This is a genomic window from Bordetella trematum, from assembly GCF_900078335.1.
In the GTDB taxonomy this organism is placed as follows: Bacteria; Pseudomonadota; Gammaproteobacteria; order Burkholderiales; family Burkholderiaceae_B; genus Bordetella; species Bordetella trematum.
The window spans coordinates 186,681-209,151 of sequence record NZ_FKBR01000009.1 but is presented as its reverse complement, the minus strand read 5'-3'; the positions used below and the strand labels follow the sequence as shown (position 1 = coordinate 209,151).

The window sequence follows — 22,471 nt, the reverse complement described above, 5'->3', positions numbered from 1 at the left end:
CTCAACATCCAACTTCGGTATCGCCCACCGGGTAGCCGCGAACTGCACGACCCACCTTCTCACTATCGATACTGCCTACTTCAGGGCGCAAAGGATGCCTGCCGATCCGGGCCTGACCCGATCAGCGCTTCGCCGTGGCGAAGCCGCATGTACGAGGGCAGGCATGCCGTCGTTGCGCCCCGGCCCAGCACAAGCCCGAAGGCGCGCCAAGCCGCTAAACCTGTTCCCGGCTGCGCCATCAACCCGATGGCCAGCCCGATGCATTCGTTCTCTTTCCATGACGGATGAAACCCTCGATCACGCCACTTTCCGGTTATATCCCGGGTGCGTGTCAAAGGCTTTTGGGGCATCGTCAAAGAAAACCCTAAAGTGTACCGTATATCTCAGCGCAATCCACTGCTGGTTAAGACAAGCAGGCGCTGTCGAAGTTCGGCATAACGCTTACGGGCCTCTTCCGTGGCCAGCCCCCCTTCCGCAAGACGCCCCATGTCTGCCCTCAGGCCATCGATCTCGATGCGGCGCAAGGCATCATCCCATTCGGTTTGCGGCTCGGGCAGGTCCTCCTGGGCCATCATATCCGCGCGCAAGCCCTTGAGCACCACATACAGATCCGAATCCGGGTCCGCAGCCTCCATCAGGGCGCCGACATGACGGGCGCCACTGGCCTGCGCCAGCACGATCAGGTCCCGTACCAATCCTAGATTGGGGCCATGATCGATAACTTCAAGCTGCTGGTCGCCCATGGTGTCGACCAGCTCCGGGTGGGCCAGCAACAGGCACAGCAGACGGCGGGCCAAAGAAGGCATCACACGGCGGCCTTCGTAGCCCCCGACATCGTTGCCTCGCCCCCGCCCCTTACCCTTCCAATCGCCCTTGCCCTTGCCCTTCCAATCGCTCTTGCCTTTCCAGCCATCGCCGCGCGACGTCCGCCCGCCCGCCGCGCCAGCCTGCCAGCCGCCGTCCTCACCGGCCGGCACCGCACCAACCGAGTAGATATCCGGCTCGTGATCAGAAAAAGACTCATAAGCCCAATCCGGCGCCCCTGCATCCACGGGCCCTTCCTGCCCGGCCCCGGGCGCCGGCGCCGCTGGCGAAGCCGCCCCCTGGGACACGGCCGCCTGACGCGCCGCCGCCTGAGCCTGCTGCTGGGCCGCATGCTGCGCCAACGACTGGGCCAGCTCTTCGGGCGTCAACTGGATCAGGCGCGCCATTTCGCGCTCGATCTGGGTCTTCAGGCCACACTCGGGGATGCCCGCCAACAATGGTTTGGCCTCATGCAGGCAGCTTGCACGGCCCTCGGCTTCTTCCAGATTGTGGCGCGACGCCAGCTCATCGAGCAGGAAACGTGACAAGGCGCTGGCCTGACCCAGCTGCTCGCGAAAGGCCTCGGCGCCGAACTCGCGGACATAAGAGTCCGGGTCATGCTCGGAAGGCAGAAACAGAAAGCGGATCGTGATGTCATCACGCAGCACGGGCAGACAAGCCTGCAATGCACGCCAGGCCGCACGGCGGCCCGCGCCGTCGCCATCGAAGCTGAAAATCACCCGATCACTGGCGCGCAGCAACTTCTTGACGTGCTCGGGCGTCGTGGCCGTGCCCAGCGTGGCCACGGCATTGCCGATACCAAGCTGCGCCAGGCCCACCACATCCATATAGCCTTCGACCACGATGACCTGGCCTTCCTGGCGGATGGGCAGGCGCGCCTCCCAGAGGCCATACAACTCCTGCCCCTTGTTGAAGAGCGGCGTTTCCGGGGAGTTGAGGTATTTCGGTTCGCCCTTGCCGATAATGCGCCCGCCAAAACCAATCAGGCTGCCACGCCCGTTGCGAATGGGGAACATGACACGCTCTCGGAACCTGTCATAGCGCCTGCCATCTTCAGACTCGACCACCAACCCGGCTTCGACCAGGGTCGGATCCTCGTAATTGTCAAAGACTTTGGACAGGCCGTGCCGATCCGTGCCGGACCAGCCAAGACCATATTCCTTGGCAATCTGGCCGGTCAGGCCGCGCTGCTTGAGATAGGCGATCGCGTCCGCCGAACTGCGCAACAGCCGCAGATAATGCGCCTGGGCGGCATCCAGGGCCTGAGTATGGCGCGACACCTCAGCCTTGCGGCGGGCGGCCTCGGCCTGCAAACGCGGGCTGCGCGGCTCTTCGGGTACGGTCATGCCCGCCGAGGCGGCGAGCGTGCGTACTGCTTCGGGAAAGCTCGCCCCCGTATGCTCCATCAAGAAGGTGATGGCGCTGCCATGGGCTCCGCAACCAAAACAGTGATAGAACTGTTTGGTGGGGCTGACAGTGAACGAGGGACTTTTTTCGTTGTGAAAAGGGCAAAGGCCAAGCAAGTTGGCCCCACCCTTTCGCAACTGCACGTAACGCCCGACGATGTCTACGACATCAACCCGGGCGAGCAGATCTTGTATGAATGATTCGGGAATCAATAGATTCGGGAATCAGATCAATACATGCGCGGGGGCAGTTGCTGGCTACGGATGCGCTTGTAGTGACGCTTCACGGCGGCGGCATGCTTGCGCTTGCGCTCGGCCGTCGGCTTCTCGTAGAACTCGCGCGAACGCAGCTCGGTGAGCAGACCGGTTTTTTCGATCGTACGCTTGAAGCGGCGCAGGGCGGCTTCAAACGGTTCGTTTTCCTTCAGTCGAACGATAGGCATAAATTCAGTGTCTTGGGTAACGGCGATTGATCAACAAACCTGGCAACACCCGCTTTCCACCCGCCTTTCGCGCACGGGCCGCATAAAACGGCGCAAGGCTCGAAAACGGCAACGGCAAGCCGGGCCACTCCACCGGATGGCACCGGGGCAGCCCCTGGCACTTTCTGGCGGTTTCCCCTGGCGTTGCCACCCAATCAGAAGCCGCATAATCGCGCCAAAGTATAGGCGAAACATCCGGCACGCAGGGAACCAGAACCAGGTTCGGTTTAGCGATAAACATTGATTCTAGCATGAGACCGGGTCTCTTGACCAGAGCCCGGCCTCAGCCATCAACGACCCTCGCTGCTCGACCCTTTACGGATCCAGGCTTCCAGCTGGTGCGGACGCAGGCTGTCGTAATCTTCGAAAGGCTGGTGAATCCATGGATTCGTCGGCAGTTTGTCGACGTAGTAATCGGGAGTGACCTGCGAATGGCCCTTCCACCACAGCACTGCGGTACGCAATTCGGTGATGGCAGGAAACTGCTGCTGCAGGTGATTGAACACCTTGCTGAAGGTCAGCCCCGTATCGACCATGTCGTCCACAAGCAACACCCGGCCAGCCAGGCTGCCCCGCGTGATCGTGATGAACTGAGCGATATCGAGTTCACCCTGCTTGGTGCCGGCAGCTTCGCGATAGCTGCTGGTGGCCAGAATCCCCAGCGGCACATCGTAAATACGGGACATCACATCCCCGACGCGGACGCCACCACGCGCCAGACACAGGATCTGGTCAAACTGCCAACCCGATTGGTAAACCTGCAGCGACAGTTTTTCGATCAGCCGGTGATAGTCATCCCAAGTGACCCAAACATGGCTGTCGTTATTATTCGGCGAGCTCATAGGCGCTCAACTCCTGCTGGAAAATACGAAAAGGCCGCTGGCGACAGGAGCCGCAGCGGCCTTGCATATCATAACCCGGCGCGCGCCCGCATGGGAGCGCCCGGGCAGACTGAATCAGCCTCAGCCTTTCAGGGGGTGGCGCAGAACGATGGTTTCGTTGCGGTCCGGACCCGTGGAGACCATGTCCACCGGCACGCCGCAGATTTCGGCCACGCGCTCCAGATAGCGGCGGGCATTGGCCGGAAGCTTGGCGTACTCGGTGATGCCGACCGTCGACTCCGTCCAACCCGGCAGCTCTTCGAGCACCGGCTCGGCCTGCGCCACGGCATGCGCGCCATAAGGCAGCACGTCGCGGAACTCGCCGTTGACACGATAGCCGACTCCCAGCTGGATCGTCTCCAGACCATCCAGCACGTCCAGCTTGGTGATGCACAGGCCGGAAATGCCATTCAGGCGCACCGAGCGCTTGAGCGCAGCGCCATCAAACCAGCCGCAACGGCGCGGACGGCCGGTCACGGAACCGAATTCCTTGCCGACCGTGGCCAGACGCAGGCCAACATCATCGAGAAGCTCGGTCGGGAACGGGCCCGAGCCCACACGCGTGGTGTAAGCCTTGGTAATACCCAGCACATAATGCAGCGACTGCGGACCGACGCCTGCACCGGCCGAAGCCGCGCCCGCCAGGCAATTGCTGCTGGTGACGTACGGATAGGTGCCGTGATCGACGTCGAGCAGCGCACCCTGGGCACCCTCGAACAGGAAGTTCGCGCCCTGCTGCTGCGCCAGGTAGATGGCGCTCGACACATCGCCCACCATCGGCTGGATGGCCGGCGCCAGCGCCATGGCCTGGTCGCGGACTTCGTTGGCCGACACAGCCTGGGCACCCAGATACTTGGTCAGCACAAAGTTGTGGTAATCCAGCACCTCGGCCAGCTTCTCGTCGAAGATGTCCGGCGTGAACAGATCCTGCACACGCAGCGCGCGGCGCGCCACCTTGTCCTCGTAGGCGGGCCCGATACCACGGCCGGTCGTACCGATCTTGCCCTCGCCCTTGCGCGCTTCGCGAGCCTGATCCACCGCCACGTGATACGGCAGGATCAGCGGGCAGATTTCGGAGATCTTCAGACGGGAACGCACATCCAGGCCCGCGGCCTCCAGCTCTTCGATTTCCTTGAGCAGCGCCTCGGGCGACAGCACGACGCCGTTGCCGATATAGCAGGTCACGCCGGCATGCATGATGCCCGACGGAATCAGACGCAGGATCGTCTTTTTGCCGTTGATCCACAGCGTATGGCCGGCATTATGGCCGCCCTGAAAGCGCACCACGCCCTGCACGGACTCGGCCAGCCAGTCAACGATCTTGCCCTTGCCCTCGTCACCCCATTGGGTGCCGATCACCACTACGTTCTTGCTCATTTTACGAATCAATATCGAGTTTCTCGGGAAATCCGGAAATCTCCCCGCGGCCCTCCCGGACAGGGAGGGAGTTAGTCACAGCGTTCTGACCGTCCAGGCGCCACCTTGCAGCGCCAGCTCGCGATCGCAAACGAATTCGTCCAAGTTATGCTCGTGGCCGGGCAACACCTGAACGACGATTTCGCCCGCTTGGCGCAGCGCACGCACGGCACCAACCAGGGCGGGGTCTTGCCCCCAGGGCGCGCGAATGGCGCGACCGGGTTCGGCCGGTGTCAGGCCTGCCGCCAGCTTGCGCAGGTCCAGGCTGAAACCGGTGGCCGGGCGGACCCGGCCGAATCCGCGACTGACGTCGTCATAGCGACCGCCGCGCACCAATGCATCGTGCCAACCTTCCGCATACAGCGAGAAGGTCATGCCCGAGTGATAACCATAGCCACCCACATCGGCCAGATCCACGCTCAACGCCACATCGGGCACCGCCAGGACCAGCCGCTCCAGCTCGTCGAGGGCCGCCACCAGGGCGGGCAATGCCGGCAGGCGCTCACGCGCAAGCGCGATCACGTCGCGACTGCCGTAAAGCCTGGGCAGTTGCTCAAGCGCCTTGATGGTATCCGCACGCAATCCCAGACCGGCCTCGCCCAGCTCGGCCAGGCCGGCGGCGTCTTTCTCGCGCAACAGCATGATGATGCGCCCGGCAATGGCGGCCGCAGCCGGATCGGCGTCAAACAGGGCTTTGACCACCCCAGGATGGCTCAGATCCAGACGCGGCTGACGCACGCCGGCCGTCGCAACGGTCTCCAGCACCAACTGAAGAATTTCAAGATCTGCCTCGAACCCGGCATGGCCGTAGATCTCGGCGCCAATCTGCAACAGCTCGCGGCTGGACAGCTGGTCGGCCGGGCGTACATGCAGCACCGAACCGCAATAGCACAGCCGCGTGACACCGGCCCGATTGAGCAAGTGCGCATCGATCCGGCTGACCTGGGTGGTCATGTCGGCGCGCACCCCGAGGGTACGGCCCGACAACTGATCGACCAGCTTGCAGGTATACAGATCCAGATCGCTGCCCATGCCGGACAGCAACGACTCGATATATTCCACCAACGGCGGCGCGACCAGCTCGAAGCCGTAAGTACGGTAGAGATCCAGCAGTTCGCGACGCAGTTCCTCGATGCGCCGAGCCTCGGCCGGCAAGACGTCTGCCAGCCCCTCGGGCAGCAACCAGTTACCCATGAATATGCACTCTGAATAACGCTCCGCCTCTATGCGAAAGCGTCGCCCAAACGAAAAACGGCCGAGGGGCGTAAGCCCGCTCAGCCGTGCGGAATGTTTTCTAGCTTACGAGGTATTGTACATGGATCGAGGCTGGCGTCCTAGCCGCAGCCCGTTTGCTCCGAACCACCCTGCTACGCCGGCCATCATGCCCACAAACGCCCTCGAACCGCATGCCCCTCATCACCCCCGCAAAGCAAAAAAGCCGGCACGAGGCCGGCTTTTTTGCTTGGAGGGCCTGCCGGTTTACTTGGCCGGCGCCACGCCATCCGGGCGCTTGAGGAACTGGAAGAACTCCGAGGACGGATCCACCAGCAGCACGTCGCTCGGCTTGGAGAAGGCTGCACGATAGCCTTCCAGGCTCTTGTAGTACGTGTAGAAGTCGCGATTCTTGCCATAGGCGTCGGCATAGATGGCGCTGGCCTGGGCATCGCCCTCGCCCATGATGCCCTGCGCCTTGGCATAGGCTTCGGCCACGATCACCTCGCGTTGCCTGTCGGCCTCGGCGCGGATGCGCTCGCTCTCGGCCGCGCCGATGGAACGCAACTCGTTGGCAACGCGGGTACGCTCGGCCTCCATGCGGCGATAGACCGACTCGGAGATCTCGGGCGCGAACTCGATGCGGCGCAGACGCACGTCGACGATCTGCACGCCCAGCGGCTCGGCGCGCTTGGCGACGTTGGCCAGGATCTCGGTCATGATCTTGTCGCGTTCGGTCGAGACCACGTCACGCACCGTGCGCACGTTCACCGAGGCGTTCAGGGCATCGCGGATCTGTGCCTGCAGACGCTCCTGGGCAGCACGCTCATTGCCGCCAAAGGTGACATAGAACAGACGCGGATCGGCAATACGCCACTTCACGTAGGAGTCGATCAGCAGGTTCTTCTTCTCGGAAGTCTGGATACGCTCGGCGTCGGTCGATTCAATGGTGAGGATGCGCTTGTCCAGCGTCACCACGTTCTGGAACGGCGGCGGCGCCTTGAAGTACAGGCCGGGTTCGTTAATGACCTTGCGCACTTCGCCCAGTGAGAACACCAAGGCTGAATCGCGCTCGCGCACGATGAAGACGCAGGAAGAAAGGACGGCCAGAATAATGAGCAGGCCGACCAGGTAAGGCATGAGTCGTTGCATGTTCAGGGCTCCTTCCGGTTTAGCGCGACATACGGTCGCGGGGCAGCGCATTGCTGGTGCTTGCGCTGCTGTTGCTGCCGGATGAGCTCTGGGCAGGCGTGCTGCGCACCGGCACATTGGGCACCGTGGGCTGCGCCGCACCCGGCAGGCCCAGCGAATTGCCCGACTGCGCCGCACGACCGCCATCCTGCGCCGCCTGCTGCATGATCTTGTCCAGAGGCAGGTACATCATATTGTTCGAGTTGCCCGCATCCAGCAGCACCTTGCTCGAGCGCGAGAACACTTCCTGCATCGTTTCAAGATACAGGCGATCGCGCATGACTTCCGGCGCCTTGTCGTACTCTTGCAGGATGGAGAGGAAGCGCGCGCTGTTACCTTGCGCATCCCCGATCACCTTGGCCTTGTAGCCTTCGGCCTGCTCGGTCATCCGGGAAGCCTGACCACTGGCCAGCGGCACGACCTGGTTGGCGTAGGCCTGGCCTTCGTTGATCTGGCGCTCACGGTCCTGACCGGCCTTCACGGCGTCGTCGAAGGCGGCCTGGACCTGCTCCGGCGGCTGCACGTTCTGGATGGCAACGGTGCTGATCTGGATGCCGGCGCTGTAGCGATCAAGAATCTGCTGCATCAGGGCCTGCACTTCGCCGGCCACTTCGGTACGACCCTCGTAGAGCACGAAGTCCATCGGCTTGCGGCCGACGATTTCGCGCATGGCGGTCTCGGCCGCCTGACGCACGGCGTCATCAGGATCGCGCATCTTGAAGAGATAATCGGGAGCGCCATCGGCACGCAGGCGATACTGCACCACGAACTGCATGTCGACGATGTTCTCGTCGGTGGTGAGCATGAGCGCCTCGGGCGCCACCTTGTTGCGCGAACCGCCACGGAAGCCCACCTCGAAGGTGCGCAGCTGCGAGACGTTCACGAGCTCGTGGCTCTGAATCGGATAGGGCATGCGCCACTGGAAACCCGCCTGCGCCGTACTCTTGTACTTGCCGAACTGGGTAATGACGGCCACCTGGCCTTCCTGGACGATGAAAAAGCCGCTGGCCAGCCACAACGCCACCAACACCAGGGCGATCAGACCCAGGCCGATGCGGGCCCCTCTGGGAGAGGGAGGCGTTATCGAACCGCGCGGGCCGTTGGGGCGATTGCCCCCACCGCCCTTGCGTCCGAACAGCGAGCCCAGGCGATTATTGAAATCGCGCCAGACCTCATCGAGATCCGGCGGGCCGTCTCCATTGCCCTGGGGCCGCTTGGGCGGCTCGGATCCATTGTTTCCGCGACCCCAACCGGGGTCATTCAGATTGAAGATTTTCTTGATTCGCAGCATTGTTTCCCGCAATCTGACCGATCTCAGCTATTGCCCCGCGCAACGCGTCCAGACCGGCGCGCTCCGTAGCGCTAACAAATACTCGCGCAATCGTACCATGCGCATCCCGCTCGATTCGGGGCTCCAGCCCAACCCGGTCGATCTTGTTGTACACCAGGAGGGTCGGAATTTCGGCGGCGCCGATTTCCGCAAGGACTTTATTGACTTCAAATATCTGCTCGTCGCGCTGCGGGCTGGCCGCATCGACCACGTGCAGAAGCAGGTCGGCATGGACGGTTTCTTCCAGCGTGGCCCGGAATGCGGCAATCAGGTTGGGCGGCAGATCGCGGATGAACCCCACCGTATCCGAAATCACCACCGAACCCGCAGCCTCGATCCAGATACGACGCGTGGTCGTGTCCAGGGTGGCGAACAGCTGGTCGGCCGCATAGGCGCCGGCACGCGTCAGGGCATTGAACAGCGTCGACTTGCCGGCGTTGGTATAGCCCACCAGCGAGACCGACAAGGCGCCTCCGCGAGCCCGGGCACGGCGCTGCGTGATGCGCTGACGCTCGACGCGATCCAGGCGCTCGCGCAGCATGCGCACCTTGCTGCCGATCATGCGGCGGTCCATTTCAAGCTGGGATTCGCCGGGGCCGCGCATGCCGATACCGCCGCGCTGACGCTCCAGGTGACTCCAGAGCCGGGTCAGCCGGGTGGACAGATGCTGCAGCTGAGCCAGCTCGACCTGCAGCTTGCCTTCGTGGCTTTTGGCTCGCAAGGCAAAGATGTCCAGGATCAAGGCCACCCGATCGACCACGCGCAGGTTGAACTCGCGCTCCAGGTTACGCTGCTGGGCCGGCGACAAGGGCTGGTCGAACAGCACGATGTCGGCCAGCACGGCCTTGGCCAAGGCCACGCCCTCTTCGACTTTGCCGGACCCGATGAAGAACTTCGCGTCGGGACGATCCCGCCGGGCAGTGAGGGTGCCGACGATCTCCGCACCCGCCCCTTCGGCGAGCATCACGAATTCCTGCGCATGGGCAGGGTGATCCAGATCGCCCAGATCGACGCTGATGATCAATGCGCGCATAGCAGGATGTGAGAGAGGCCGAAGCGAAAATGCCCGCCGGCATGAGACGCACGGCGGGCGGAAAAAGGCAACACAGGAGCGAGGCGATTATTCAGCAGGGACTTCCACCTGGAAGTTGACGGCACGCGCCGGCACGACGGTCGAAATGGCATGCTTGTAGACCATTTGCGTCACCGTGTTGCGCAGCAGCACCACGTATTGGTCAAACGATTCGATCTGCCCTTGCAGCTTGATGCCGTTCACCAGATAGATCGACACCGGCACGTGTTCCTTGCGCAGGGTGTTCAGAAACGGATCTTGCAAAGTTTGCCCTTTATTGCTCATTGGCCAGGCTCCATTGTTTGTTTTGAGTTGTGGCAACCGCCGAAAGACATACTCTACAGGGTTTTCCCTGGCGGTGCCACCGAACCCCGGCCGTCAATGCCGAGGGCTTGCTGCGGGCGCCTAGGCGCCCAGAATCGTGTTCAAGGCCGCGATCAACGCCTGGCTTTCATCGTCGGTGCCAATGCTGATGCGCAGGAACTGATCGATGCGCGGCTGGCGGAAGTGGCGCACGATGATGCTGCGCTCGCGCAATTGCGCGGCCAGCGTCGCAGCGTCGTGACCAGGATGACGGGCGAAGACAAAATTGGCGGCCGAAGGCAGGACCTCGAACCCCAGTTCGACCAGCGAGGCGGTCATTCGTTCCCGCGTGGCGATGACGGCCCGGCAGGTTTGCTCGAAATAGGCACTGTCCTGAAGGGCCGCAATGGCCCCGGCCTGCGCCAGCCGGTCGATGGGATAGGAGTTGAAGCTGTCCTTGACCCGGTTCAGCCCCTCGATGAGGGCCGGATGACCGATAGCGAAACCGACCCGCAGGCCCGCCAGCGAGCGTGACTTCGACAACGTCTGCACCACCAGCAGGTTGGGGTAGCGCGACACCAGCGAGGCGGCGGACTGAGCGCCGAAATCGACATAGGCCTCGTCGATCAGCACCACGCATTGCGGGTTGCCGGCCACCAGGCGTTCGATTTCGCCCAGCGGCAGGGCGCGACCGGTCGGTGCGTTCGGATTCGGCAGGATGATCCCGCCGGCCGTTCGCTGCGCCTGCGGCAGATAATCGTCGACCCTCAGGCTGAAATCATCCTGGAGGGCGACCCGGTGAAATTCGATCTGGTATAGCCCGCAATAGACCGGATAGAAGCTGTAGCTGATATCCGGAAACAGCAAGGGACGGCCGTCGTGCTTGAAGAATGCCTGAAAGGCATGCGCCAGCACCTCATCTGAGCCATTACCGACAAAAACCTCGCCTACGGATACCCCATGGGTGGCGGCCACCGCCTGACGCAAGGCATCGGAAGCCGGATCCGGATAGCGCTTGAGCGCCTCGTCGGCAGCCTCGCGGATGGCCTGCAGGGCCCGCGGCGACGGCGGATAGGGATTCTCGTTGGTATTGAGTTTGATCAGGTTCTGCAGCTTGGGCTGCTCGCCCGGCACATAGGGGCTCAGGCCCGCAACCACCGGGCTCCAGTACTGGCTCATTCCTTGTCCACGTAAGGGTTGCGCGACGATTTGAATTCGATCCGCAGCGGCGTTCCTGCCAGGTCAAAGGCATTGCGGAAGCGCGTTTCCAGATAACGGCGATAGGAGTCCGACACGCCATCGAGGGCGCTGCCGTGCACCACCACCAGCGGCGGATTCTGGCCGCCCTGGTGGGCGTAGCGCATCTTGGGACGGAAGATGCCCTTGCGCGGTGGCTGCTGCTGCTCGACCGCAGCGCGCAGTTCACGCGTGAGCTTGGGCGTGGAGAGCTTGGCGAATGCCGCCGCATGTGCGGCATTGACCGACTTCAGCAGAGGGCGAATGCCCTGCCCCTTGAGCGCCGAAATGGTGTGCATGCGGGCAAACGACAGAAAACGCAGCTTGCGCTGGAATTCGCGTTCGATGCGCTCGCGCTGATAATCGTCCAGGCCGTCCCATTTATTGATGCCCACGACCACCGCACGCCCCGTCTCAAGGACGAAGCCGGCGATATGCGCGTCCTGTTCGGAAATCTCGGTCTGGGCATCCAGCATCAGGAGCACCACGTTGCTGGCCTCGATGGCCTGCAGGGTCTTGATGACGGAAAATTTTTCCACGGCTTCGAACACCTTGCCGCGCTTGCGCAGACCCGCCGTGTCGATCAGGGTGTACTTGCGGCCATCGCGCTCGAAATCGATTTCAATGGCATCGCGCGTGGTGCCCGGCATGTCGAAGGCGATCACCCTCTCCTCACCCATCAGGGTGTTGATCAGCGTGGACTTGCCCACGTTGGGGCGCCCCACGATAGCCAGCTTGATGCGGTGCTCGATCTCGCCTTCTTCCTGGGCCGGCTCCTCGAGTTCGGGCTCGACCAGGTCATGCAGCGCGGTCTCGATGAGATCCACGATGCCGTCGCCATGCGCAGCCGAAATCGGATGCGGCTCGCCCAGGCCCAGCTCGTAGAACTCTGACGTGGCCTTGCCCTCATTCATGCCTTCGGCCTTGTTGACCGCCAGCAGCACGCGCTGCTGGCCGGACTTGCGCAACAAGCGGGCGATTTCGTGGTCATGGGCGTTCAGGCCGGCCCGGGCGTCGACCAGGAACACCACGACATCGGCCTCGGCGATCGCCTGGCGGGTCTGTCGCGCCATCTCGGCCAGAATGCCGTCCTTGGCAACGGGCTCGAACCCCCCCGTATCGATCACGATGAAGGGGATGTCTCCGACCCGCCCCTCGCCGTAGTGCCGGTCGCGCGTGAGGCCGGAATAATCGGCCACCAACGCGGCACGCGAGCGCGTCAGGCGGTTAAAGAGGGTGGATTTGCCCACGTTGGGGCGCCCCACCAGGGCAACTACAGGCTTGAAGGACACGGTATGAGGTTTTGCTTTAAATAGTTCAGTGATTGGCGATCAGGACCAGATTACCGTTGCCGGTCTGGACCACCACGCCCTGCGGCGTGGACTGAGGCGGCGAGACAATGGCGCCGCCGCCCACGGACAGACGGGCCAGCAACTGGCCGTCGCTGCGCGACAGGAAATGGACGTAACCGTCGAGATCGCCAAGGGCCAGCGCGCCGCTGATCATGGCCGGAGCCGTCAGGCCGCGGTTCTTGAGCGCGTCCTGCTTCCAGACGTTGACGCCATTATCGAGGCCGAAGGCGTACACCACGCTGGACTGATCGCTGGCGAAGGCGAAGCGATCATCGACGTTCATGCCGGTAGCGCTGGAGAAATCCTTGGCCCAGACGGCACGGCCGCCCTGCGTGACATCGAAGCACACAATGCGGCCCTGGTAGGCCACCGCGCACAGCAATGGCCCGACCACGCGCGGCTGGCCGACGACGTCGGTAAGCCGCTCGAGATCGCTGGCACCCTTGGGAGTCGCCACGGTGCCTTCCCATTGCACGTTACCCGAAGCGGCATCGATGGCCATCAGCTTGCCACCCGGCAGACCGGTGATGACCAGGCCCTCGGCCATGATCATCTGCGCCACGCTGCGCAAAGCCAGCGCCGGCCCCGGCCGCTGCAGGCTCCAGAGGCGTTCGCCGCTGTTGGCATCAAAAGCCTGGATGCGATAGTCGCCGCTGCGCACCACGACCAGGCCATAGCCCACGACCGGCGGAATCGCCACATCGCTGGAAGCCTGGGCGCGCCACTTCACCTTGCCCTCGTCATCAAAGGCGATCACTTCGCCGGTCGGCGAGGCCACTGCGGTGGTCTGACCATCGCTGCCGGCACCGGCCGACAGCTTGGTGTTGGCCGAGCCCTTCCAGAGAATGCGGCCACTGAGCAGATCCACCTTGACCACCGACCCATCCGGCGTGGCGGCGTAGACCGCCTCGCCCAACACCGTCGGGGCAAAGCCCAGGCCCGAACCGCTGCCGATGGATTGCGACCACACCGAACGCACCGCCATGCCAGGCGTGTATTCGGTCAGGGGCGCGGGTTCATAGCGTTTGTCTGAACTGGAAAACAGGGAGCAACCGGACAGCGCCAGCAAGCCGCTGACGAGCAGAGCGCCGCGCCAGGCACGGCCGGAAATGGAAATACGCATCGCGATCAAGCCCCCGTCAAGGCATCAAGTTTCAGTTGCACGACCTGGGTCAGGGGATTGGCCGTCCCCAGGCCATCGATGGCTTGCTGCCAGGCCTGGCGCGCCTCTTCGTGCTTGCCCTGGGCGGCCAGGATATCGCCCCGGCGATCGGCGAACAAGGCGGCAAACGCGGCCGGCGGATTATTCAGCTGCGCCAGCGCGGCGTCGTATTGCTTCTGATCCAGCAACAGGCCTGCCAGACGCAGACGCGCAACCGGCTGCAAGGCTGGCTGGCTGTCCTGGGCGGCGAGCCACTCCAGCTGCTGGCGAGCGCCAGCGACATCGTTCTGCTTGAGCAACGCCGTGGCGGCGATCAGCACTCCCCGACCGGCATAGCCGGTTTTGGGATAGTCGGCACGCAGCGTATTGACCGCGGCGGTGATGCGGGCCGCAGAATCGGCGCCGCCGTCCTGCCGGGCCGCATCTTCAAGCGCCTCGAAGTAACCCATGGCCTGATTGGCGCGATAGTTCTCGTAGGTTTTCCACCCCTTCCAGCTTCCCCAGGCGACCACGATCACCGTGACGATAGACAGCAACAAGGTGCCGTAGCGCGCCCACCAGGCTTTGATTGCGTCGAGTTTTTCCTGCTCTTCAAGATCGTATGCCATGCCTTAATCCTTGGATTTCAGTACGTCCGCCAGCTCGCTCAGTGCCACGGTCTGCTGCGCGCCCTCCGCGCCCGGTTCGGCACGCAGGAGTTTCACGCTGGCAACCTGGTTGGCCACTTCGTCGTCGCCAAGAATAACCGCAACGCGGGCTCCGCTGGCGTCGGCGCGCTTGAACTGGGATTTGAAACTGCCCGCACCGGCATGAACGATGACCGACAGGCCGACATCGCGCAGACGCTCGCCCACTTGAGCGGCCAGACGCTGGGCGGCCTCGCCCTGGTGCACGATATACACCTCGCACTCGGCGGGCGCGGCCTGCGTGGCGCACTGCTCCCACAGATCAAGCAGACGCTCCATGCCGATGGCGAACCCTACCGCCGGCGCAGTCTTGCCCCCCAGCAGTTCGATCAGGCCGTCGTAGCGACCGCCGCCGCAGACGGTTCCCTGGGCCCCAAGACGATCGGTGACCCATTCGAAAACGGTCAGGTTGTAGTAGTCCAGCCCGCGCACCAGACGCGGATTCAGACTGTATGAGATCCCGGCGTCATCCAACCGCTGGCAGACACCGTCGAAGTGGGCGCGCGACGCCTCGCCCAGGAAATCGAACAGGCGCGGCGCGCCATTGGCCATGTCCTGCAGGGCCGGGTTCTTGGTGTCCAGCACGCGCAAGGGGTTGGTGTACAGACGCCGCTTGCCGTCCTCGTCGAGAATGTCGGCGTGCTGTTCCAGATACTCGATGAGCGCCGCGCGATGCGCGGCGCGCTCGGCAGGCTGACCCAGCGAATTGAGTTCCAGGCGCACATCGCTCAGGCCGAGCGTCTTCCACAGACGCGCCAGCATGATGATCAGTTCGGCATCGATGTCCGGGCCGCTGAAGCCGAGCGCTTCGACGTCGATCTGGTGAAACTGGCGATAGCGACCCCGCTGGGGCCGCTCATGACGAAACACCGGCCCGATCGAATAAACGCGCTGCGGACGGTCATAGAGCATGTTGTGCTCGATGGCCGCACGCACCACGCCGGCGGTCATTTCCGGGCGCATCGTGAGGGACTCGCCATTGAGCGCGTCGGTGAAGGTATACATTTCCTTCTCGACGATATCGGTCACTTCGCCAATGCCGCGCGTAAACAGGCGGGTGTGCTCCAGGATGGGGGTGCGCACATTGCGATAGCCATAACCGTGCAGCCATTGGCGCACGATATCCTCGAACTGCTCCCACTGGGCGCCGGCGCCCGGCAATACATCGTTCATCCCGCGGATCGCGGAGACTTTCTGGAAAGCTTGCGTCATCTCTGTCGTCGAGCCGGCGGCGCGCACGCTGCGCCGGCCTGGTCCTTGTACTTAATGGGAAACGCCGGCGCCATAACGGCGCGCGACGTAGTCTTCGACTATGGCCTGGAACTCGGCGGCGATATGATCGCCCTTGAGCGTGACCGTGCGCTCGCCATCGATGAAGACGGGCGCGGACGGCACCTCACCGGTGCCGGGCAGGCTGATGCCGATATCGGCATGGCGGCTTTCACCCGGGCCGTTGACCACACAACCCATGACCGCCACATTCATGCTTTCCACACCGGGATAACGGGTACGCCACACGGGCATCTGCCGGCGCAGGAAGGTCTGAATGCTATCGGCCAGTTCCTGGAAGAAGGTACTGCTGGTACGGCCGCAGCCGGGACAGGCCACCACCATGGGCGTGAAAGCGCGCAAGCCCATGGTTTGAAGGATTTCCTGGGCCACGATGGCCTCGCGGCCACGATCGCCGCCTGGCTCGGGCGTCAGGGAAATGCGGATGGTATCGCCAATGCCTTCCTGCAGCAGCACCGCCAGCGCTGCCGTCGAGGCCACGATGCCCTTGCTGCCCATGCCGGCCTCGGTCAGCCCGAGATGCAAGGGGTAGTCACAGCGTGCGGAAAGATCGCGATAGACGGCAATGAGGTCCTGGACATGGCTGACCTTGCAGGACAGCACAATGGCATCCCCGCGCAGCCCGAGCTCTTCGGCGCGCTGCGCATTGCTGATGGCCGAGACCACGAGCGCATCGCGCATGACCGCCCGGGCCTCCCAAGGCTGGCTGCGGCGGCTGTTGTCGTCCATCTTGCGAGCCATCAGCTCGTGATCCAGGCTGCCCCAGTTCACGCCGATGCGCACCGGCTTGTCATGGCGGCAGGCAACTTCGATCATCTGGGCGAAGTTATCGTCGCGGCGCTTGCCGCCCCCCATGTTGCCGGGGTTGATGCGGTACTTGGAAAGGGCCTGGGCGCAATCGGGAAACTGAGTCAGCAGCTTGTGCCCGTTGTAATGGAAATCCCCCACCAGCGGCACCGGCACATTCATGCGGTCGAGCTGCTCGCGAATGGCAATAACCTCGCGCGCCGCCTCGGGGGTATTGACCGTGATGCGCACGATCTCGGAACCCGCCTGCACCAGCTCCTTGACCTGGATGGCCGTGGCTACCGCATCCGCGGTATCGGTATTGGTCATGGACTGCACCACGACCGGATGGCCGCCGCCGACAGCGACGATATGCTCACCCCACTTGACCTGGACGGCGCGCGTCAGGCGGCGCGCCAGGGGGCCGGCCTCTGGCGGAGGCACATCCTGACACGGAAGGGACGACTCTTGCATGTTGGTCCGGCTCATGAAAATCCGGTTTACGGATTCAGTTTGGAAAACCACTGCGTCGGCAGCCATTGCTGCGGCAACCAGCCTTGCCAGAAGGCATAGCCCACACCGACCGCGACCAGCGCAATGATCACGAGAATCCAGCCCCAGGAACTGGAACTGCGCTCTTCATCGACAGGCAGGCCACCGCTGTGAAGGTTGCGGTTGGCGCCCAGATTGGCGGATACCACGGCCCGCGCCTCGCCATCGAGCGAGGCCACCACGGCCGTTCCGTCAGCACCCAGCAGGCGCGCATAGTTGCGCATCAGACCGCGCAGGGAAACTCCGGTAGGCAGCTCGTCCCATTGCTCGCGCTCCAGCGCATCGATCTGGCGCACGGAGAACTTGATCCGATTGGATACGTCTTCGAGGGACCACCCCTTTGCCACACGCAAGTCCCGCAAGGCCGCCCCTACACTGCCGCCGCCAGCTACCGCGGGCGCGACGGGGGAGAAGGAAGCAGCCTTTGCGGAATCCTGGGTCATGCATGCACCTGTCTGATGGGAATGGATCGAGTGGCAGCGTTGCGTTCGGTGATGCGGGTGCGATCCTTGACTTCGCCAGCCAGCTGGCCACAGGCGGCATCGATGTCGTCACCGCGCGTCTTGCGAACGGTCGTAATGATGCCCATGTCCATGAGGCGCTGGGCAAATACCTTGACCCTCGGCGCGGGCGAGCGCTTCAGGCCAGAGGCAGGGAAAGGATTGAACGGAATCAGGTTCAGCTTGCAACGCACCTGGCGGGCAAGCTGAGCCAGCTCCTTGGCATGCTGGTCGGTATCGTTGATGCCATCCAGCATGCAGTATTCGAAAGTGATGAAATCGCGCGGAGCATGGGCGAGATAGCGCTCGCAGGCTTCCAGCAGCATTTTCAGGGGGTACTTGCGGTTCAGCGGCACCAGCTCATCGCGCAGCGCATCGTTGGGCGCATGCAGCGAGACGGCCAGCGCCACCGGACAGTCCTGGGAAAGACGATCCATCATGGGGACCACGCCCGATGTGGAAACCGTCACCCGGCGGCGCGACAGGCCATAGGCGTTGTCGTCGAGCATCAGACGCAGCGCCGGCAATACCTGGTCGTAGTTGAGCAGCGGCTCGCCCATGCCCATCATGACGACATTGCTGATGACCCGCGTGTCATCGCTGGCGGCGCCTGCCAGACGCGCGGTGCCGATGTCGGCCTCCAGCACGCGCTTGGCCCACCACAGCTGACCGATGATTTCGCTGGTCTTGAGATTGCGATTGAAGCCCTGGTGCCCGGTAGAGCAGAAGCGGCAGTTCACCACGCAGCCGGCCTGGCTGGAGATGCACAGCGTGCCTCGGTCGTCTTCGGGAATGAAGACGGTTTCAATGGCGTTGCCCTGGCCCACATCGAAGAGCCATTTGCGCGTGCCATCGGTCGAGCGCTGCTCGGTGGTGACCGGCAGCGCCCGGATCATGCACTGGCCGGCCAGCTGCGCGCGAAACTCGCGCGCCAGGTCGCTCATGGCGTCGAACGAATCCTCGCCGCGCTGATGAATCCAGCGCTGCAGCTGGCGGGCGCGAAACGGCTTGCCACCCCATTGGCCCACAAGCTCGGCCAGGGCCTTGGCATCCATGCCCAGCAGATTGATTGGTTCGACGCTATCCATGATTGACTTGCCTGACCGACGTGCCTGAAATCAACGGCTGTGGATGTTGATTTCGGGGAAGAAGAAAGCGACTTCGACGGCAGCCGTTTCCGGAGCGTCCGAGCCGTGCACGGCGTTGGCGTCGATGCTGTCGGCAAAGTCGGCGCGGATGGTGCCGGCTTCGGCCTTCTTGGGATCGGTCGCGCCCATCAGGTCACGGTTCTTCTGGATGGCGTTCTCGCCTTCCAGCACCTGCACGAACACCGGGCCCGAGACCATGAAGTCGACCAGGTCCTTGAAGAAGGGGCGCTCTTTGTGCACGGCGTAGAAACGCTCGGCGTCGGCGCGCGACAGTTGCTGCAGGCGGGCAGCGATCACCTTCAGGCCGGCCTGCTCGAAGCGGGCGACGATCTGGCCGATGACGTTCTTGGCGACGGCGTCGGGCTTGATGATCGAAAGGGTACGTTGAATCGACATGGAAACTCCAAAGTCTGCTGAGACAGTTTTGCTGATAGGTTCGACGAGCGGAATCGCCCGGCCAAAAAGCGCGCGGCGCGGCCTGCGTTTACCAGGCGCCAGGCGCGACTCAAGCGCCCGGACTCGTCGATTCCCGGATTCGGCACTGCCAACCAGTCAGATTTATCCAATGAAAACAGGGACTTCTAAAAGGTTTACAGTAACCCGGCATTCTAACACGGCGACAAGAAGCTAATACACCTTAAAATCAACTGTTTGCCTGGTCTTTTTTATCACCCCAGGCCTATGCCTGCCGGAAACCCGTAATGACTCAAGCTGCCGATCCCAAGAACGATTCCCCGGAGCTCTCCAAGAGCTTCGAGCCCTCCGACATCGAATCCCGCTGGTACGACGTATGGAACCAACGCGGTTATTTCCAGGCCGGCCGGCACGTAGAAACAGGGACGGAAGGAAAGCCTTATTGCATCCAGTTCCCGCCTCCCAATGTGACGGGCACCCTGCACATGGGGCACGCCTTTAACCAGACCATCATGGATGGACTGATCCGCTATCGCCGCATGTCGGGCGACGACACAGTCTTCATTCCCGGCACCGATCACGCCGGCATCGCCACGCAGATCGTGGTCGAGCGCCAGCTGGACGCCCAGAAGCTGTCGCGCCACGATCTGGGACGCGAGCGCTTCATCGAGAAGGTGTGGAGCTGGAAGGAGCAGTCCGGCAACACCATCACCAGCCAGGTGCGCCGCCTGGGCGCCTCGGCCGACTGGCCGCGCGAGTACTTCACCATGGACGAACGCATGTCGCGCGGCGTGCTCGAGACGTTCGTGGAGCTGTACCGCCAAGGGCTGATCTACCGCGGCAAGCGCCTGGTCAACTGGGACCCGAAGCTGCTGACTGCCGTCTCGGATCTGGAAGTACAGTCCGAAGAAACGGATGGCCACATGTGGCACATCCTCTACCCCTTCGTCGACGGCCCGCAGACCATCACGGACAAGGACGGCAACACCGTCACGCTGCGCGGGCTCACGATTGCCACCACGCGCCCCGAGACCATGCTGGCCGACGGCGCGCTTTGCGTGCACCCCGAAGATCCGCGCTACCAGCACCTGGTCGGCAAGCTGGTCGAACTGCCCCTGTGCGACCGCAACATCCCCATCATCGCAGACGATTTCGTCGACCCTGAGTTCGGCACCGGCTGCGTCAAGATCACCGGCGCGCACGACTTCAACGACTATGCCTGCGCCATGCGGCACAACCTGCCGCTCATCGTGATCTTCACGCTCGACGCGCACATCAACGACAACGGCCCGGAACAGTTCCGCGGCCTGGAGCGCTACGAAGCGCGCAAGGCGGTGGTCGCGCAACTGGAGGCCGAGGGCTACCTGGTCAAGGTCGAGCCGCATCGCATGATGCAGCCCAAGGGAGATCGCACCGGCGTGGTGCTCGAACCCATGCTGACCGACCAGTGGTTCGTCGCCATGAGCAAGCCCGCCCCCGAAGGCACCCGCAATCCGGGCAAGAGCATCACCGAAGTCGCACTGCAGGCGGTGGCCGACGGCAGCATCCAGTTCTACCCGGAAAACTGGACCACCATCTACAACCAGTGGCTCAACAACATCCAGGACTGGTGCATCTCGCGCCAGCTCTGGTGGGGCCACCAGATTCCCGCCTGGTACGCCGAAGACGGCCAATGCTTCGTGGCCCACTCCGAGCAGGAAGCCCTGGAGCAGGCCCGTGCGGCTGGCGTCCAAGGCCCGCTCAAGCGCGACCCCGACGTGCTCGACACCTGGTTCTCCTCGGCGCTGGTGCCTTTCACCACCCTCGGCTGGCCCGAAAAAACCGAAGATCTGGCGCGCTATCTGCCGTCCAGCGTTCTGGTGACCGGCTTTGACATCATCTTCTTCTGGGTCGCGCGCATGGTCATGCTGACGATGCACATGACCGGCAAGATCCCCTTCAAGCACGTCTATGTGCACGGGCTGATCCTCGACGCCGAGGGCCAGAAGATGAGCAAGTCCAAGGGCAACACCCTGGACCCGGTGGACCTCATCGACGGCATCGACCTGGAGAAGCTGGTCGCCAAGCGCACCTATGGCCTGATGAACCCCAAGCAGGCCGGCGCCATCGAAAAGGCCACTCGCCGCCAGTTCCCTGACGGCATCCCGGCATTCGGCACGGATGCGCTGCGCTTCACCATGGCGGCCTATGCCACGCTGGGCCGCAACATGAACTTCGATCTCAAGCGCTGCGAGGGCTACCGCAACTTCTGCAACAAGCTCTGGAACGCCACCCGCTTCGTGCTGATGAACACCGAAGGCCATGCGCTGCACGGCGAAGAGACAGGCGAGCTGTCCTTTGCCGACCGCTGGATCGTCAGCCAGTTGCAGACGCTCGAGAGCGATATCGAGCGCGGGTTCGCCGACTACCGCTTCGACAACGTCGCCAATGCCCTGTACCGCTACGTCTGGGATGAGTATTGCGACTGGTACGTCGAACTGGCCAAGGTGCAGATCCAGACCGGCACGCCGGCCCAGCAACTGGGAACCCGACGCACGCTGATCCGCGTGCTGGAGGCGGTGCTGCGCCTGGCCCACCCCATCATCCCGTTCATCACCGAAGAACTGTGGCAGAAAGTCTCGGTGGTGGCCGGCAAGCGTCGCGCCGATGAGCCGGGCAGCGTCAGCGTGCAACCCTATCCGCGCGCCAACCCCGAGGCCGTGGACGCGCAGGCCGAGGCTGCCGTCGCCGAGCTCAAGGCACAGGTTGAGGCCGTTCGCGCCCTGCGTGGCGAAATGAACCTGTCGCCCGCACAGCGCGTGCCGCTCATCGCCCAGGGCGATGCGACCATGCTCAAGCGCAACGCACCCTATCTGGCAGCGCTGGCCAAGCTGAGCCAGGTGGACGTGGCAGACACGCTGCCTGACGCCGGCGCGCCCGTGCAGGTGGTGGGCGATGCCCGCCTGATGCTGCACGTCGAAATCGACGTGGCGGCCGAGTGCGCCCGCCTGGACAAGGAAATCGCCCGCCTGGAAGGCGAGATCGCCAAAGCCAATGGCAAGCTGTCCAATCCCAGCTTCGTCGAACGCGCTCCGGCGGCGGTTGTCCAGCAGGAGCAGGCTCGCGTCGGCCAGTTCAACGAAACCCTGACCAAAGTGCGCGAACAGCGCAGCAAGCTCAGCCGCTGATCCGGCATCGGCCTGCCCTGGCAGGCCACCAGAAAAAAACCCGCCAGACTATGTCTGGCG

At 63.4% G+C, this 22,471-nt stretch carries 18 protein-coding genes and 1 pseudogene; 1 reads left to right on the top strand and 18 read right to left on the bottom strand.

The annotated features are described in order from the left end of the window. Nucleotides 1-383 precede the first annotated feature (383 nt). The 18 genes and pseudogenes from dnaG to ndk all read right to left on the bottom strand — a co-directional run bounded on the left by dnaG (nt 384) and on the right by ndk (nt 19,226). A complete protein-coding gene (gene dnaG, locus A7V84_RS03655; RefSeq protein WP_063492476.1) occupies nt 384-2,444 on the bottom strand; it encodes a DNA primase in 2,061 nt (686 codons plus the stop codon). A gap of 17 nt (nt 2,445-2,461) precedes the next feature. Next, nucleotides 2,462-2,674: a 30S ribosomal protein S21 gene (gene rpsU, locus A7V84_RS03650; protein WP_012417992.1), complete on the bottom strand. Its 213-nt coding sequence runs from the start codon at nt 2,672-2,674 to the stop codon at nt 2,462-2,464. A gap of 329 nt (nt 2,675-3,003) precedes the next feature. Next, nucleotides 3,004-3,555, bottom strand: a complete 552-nt coding sequence (locus A7V84_RS03645; RefSeq protein WP_025512548.1) for a phosphoribosyltransferase — start codon at nt 3,553-3,555, stop codon at nt 3,004-3,006. A 120-nt stretch (nt 3,556-3,675) separates the two neighbouring features. After that, entirely contained in the window at nt 3,676-4,971 is a 1,296-nt protein-coding gene (locus A7V84_RS03640; protein WP_025512549.1) for an adenylosuccinate synthase, read from the bottom strand. A gap of 75 nt (nt 4,972-5,046) precedes the next feature. Further along, on the bottom strand, nt 5,047-6,204 hold the full coding sequence (locus A7V84_RS03635) for an ATP phosphoribosyltransferase regulatory subunit (protein WP_025512550.1): 1,158 nt from the start codon (nt 6,202-6,204) through the stop codon (nt 5,047-5,049). Nucleotides 6,205-6,489: 285 nt separating this feature from the next. Continuing rightward, nucleotides 6,490-7,374: a protease modulator HflC gene (gene hflC / locus A7V84_RS03630; RefSeq protein WP_025512551.1), complete on the bottom strand. Its 885-nt coding sequence runs from the start codon at nt 7,372-7,374 to the stop codon at nt 6,490-6,492. A 271-nt stretch (nt 7,375-7,645) separates the two neighbouring features. Then, a pseudogene (gene hflK / locus A7V84_RS03625) lies at nt 7,646-8,704 on the bottom strand (FtsH protease activity modulator HflK); the annotation flags it as partial. Continuing rightward, nucleotides 8,670-9,776, bottom strand: coding sequence for a GTPase HflX (gene hflX, locus A7V84_RS03620; protein WP_025512554.1), 1,107 nt, complete (start codon nt 9,774-9,776; stop codon nt 8,670-8,672). The pseudogene hflK and the gene hflX, both read right to left, overlap by 35 nt. An 87-nt stretch (nt 9,777-9,863) precedes the next feature. Beyond that, on the bottom strand, nt 9,864-10,100 hold the full coding sequence (gene hfq / locus A7V84_RS03615; protein WP_003810707.1) for an RNA chaperone Hfq: 237 nt from the start codon (nt 10,098-10,100) through the stop codon (nt 9,864-9,866). 120 nt (nt 10,101-10,220) lie between these two features. Continuing rightward, on the bottom strand, nt 10,221-11,297 hold the full coding sequence (gene hisC / locus A7V84_RS03610) for a histidinol-phosphate transaminase (protein ID WP_025512581.1): 1,077 nt from the start codon (nt 11,295-11,297) through the stop codon (nt 10,221-10,223). Further along, nucleotides 11,294-12,646, bottom strand: a complete 1,353-nt coding sequence (gene der / locus A7V84_RS03605) for a ribosome biogenesis GTPase Der (protein ID WP_025512582.1) — start codon at nt 12,644-12,646, stop codon at nt 11,294-11,296. Before der ends, hisC begins: the two co-directional genes overlap by 4 nt. 25 nt (nt 12,647-12,671) lie before the next feature. Beyond that, entirely contained in the window at nt 12,672-13,829 is a 1,158-nt protein-coding gene (gene bamB / locus A7V84_RS03600; RefSeq protein WP_025512583.1) for an outer membrane protein assembly factor BamB, read from the bottom strand. A gap of 5 nt (nt 13,830-13,834) precedes the next feature. Next, nucleotides 13,835-14,476 (bottom strand): YfgM family protein, encoded by a 642-nt coding sequence (locus A7V84_RS03595; protein WP_025512584.1) that lies wholly within the window; start codon nt 14,474-14,476, stop codon nt 13,835-13,837. A 3-nt stretch (nt 14,477-14,479) separates the two neighbouring features. Beyond that, entirely contained in the window at nt 14,480-15,766 is a 1,287-nt protein-coding gene (hisS, locus tag A7V84_RS03590; protein WP_025512585.1) for a histidine--tRNA ligase, read from the bottom strand. A gap of 51 nt (nt 15,767-15,817) precedes the next feature. Continuing rightward, nucleotides 15,818-17,104, bottom strand: a complete 1,287-nt coding sequence (ispG, locus tag A7V84_RS03585; RefSeq protein WP_025512586.1) for a flavodoxin-dependent (E)-4-hydroxy-3-methylbut-2-enyl-diphosphate synthase — start codon at nt 17,102-17,104, stop codon at nt 15,818-15,820. 26 nt (nt 17,105-17,130) lie between these two features. Continuing rightward, nucleotides 17,131-17,625 carry a helix-turn-helix domain-containing protein gene (locus A7V84_RS03580; RefSeq protein ID WP_025512587.1) on the bottom strand — a complete coding sequence of 165 codons (495 nt, stop codon included), beginning with the start codon at nt 17,623-17,625 and terminating at the stop codon, nt 17,131-17,133. Next, on the bottom strand, nt 17,622-18,770 hold the full coding sequence (rlmN, locus tag A7V84_RS03575) for a dual-specificity RNA methyltransferase RlmN (RefSeq protein ID WP_025512588.1): 1,149 nt from the start codon (nt 18,768-18,770) through the stop codon (nt 17,622-17,624). Before rlmN ends, A7V84_RS03580 begins: the two co-directional genes overlap by 4 nt. A 30-nt stretch (nt 18,771-18,800) precedes the next feature. After that, the gene (gene ndk, locus A7V84_RS03570) at nt 18,801-19,226 is read right to left on the bottom strand and encodes a nucleoside-diphosphate kinase (protein WP_025512589.1); all 426 of its coding nucleotides are present in this window, start codon (nt 19,224-19,226) and stop codon (nt 18,801-18,803) included. 305 nt (nt 19,227-19,531) lie between these two features. On the opposite strand from ndk, the gene A7V84_RS03565 reads away from it, so the two are divergent. Further along, complete coding sequence (locus A7V84_RS03565; protein WP_025512590.1) at nt 19,532-22,411, top strand: valine--tRNA ligase; 2,880 nt, start codon at nt 19,532-19,534, stop codon at nt 22,409-22,411. Nucleotides 22,412-22,471 lie beyond the last annotated feature (60 nt).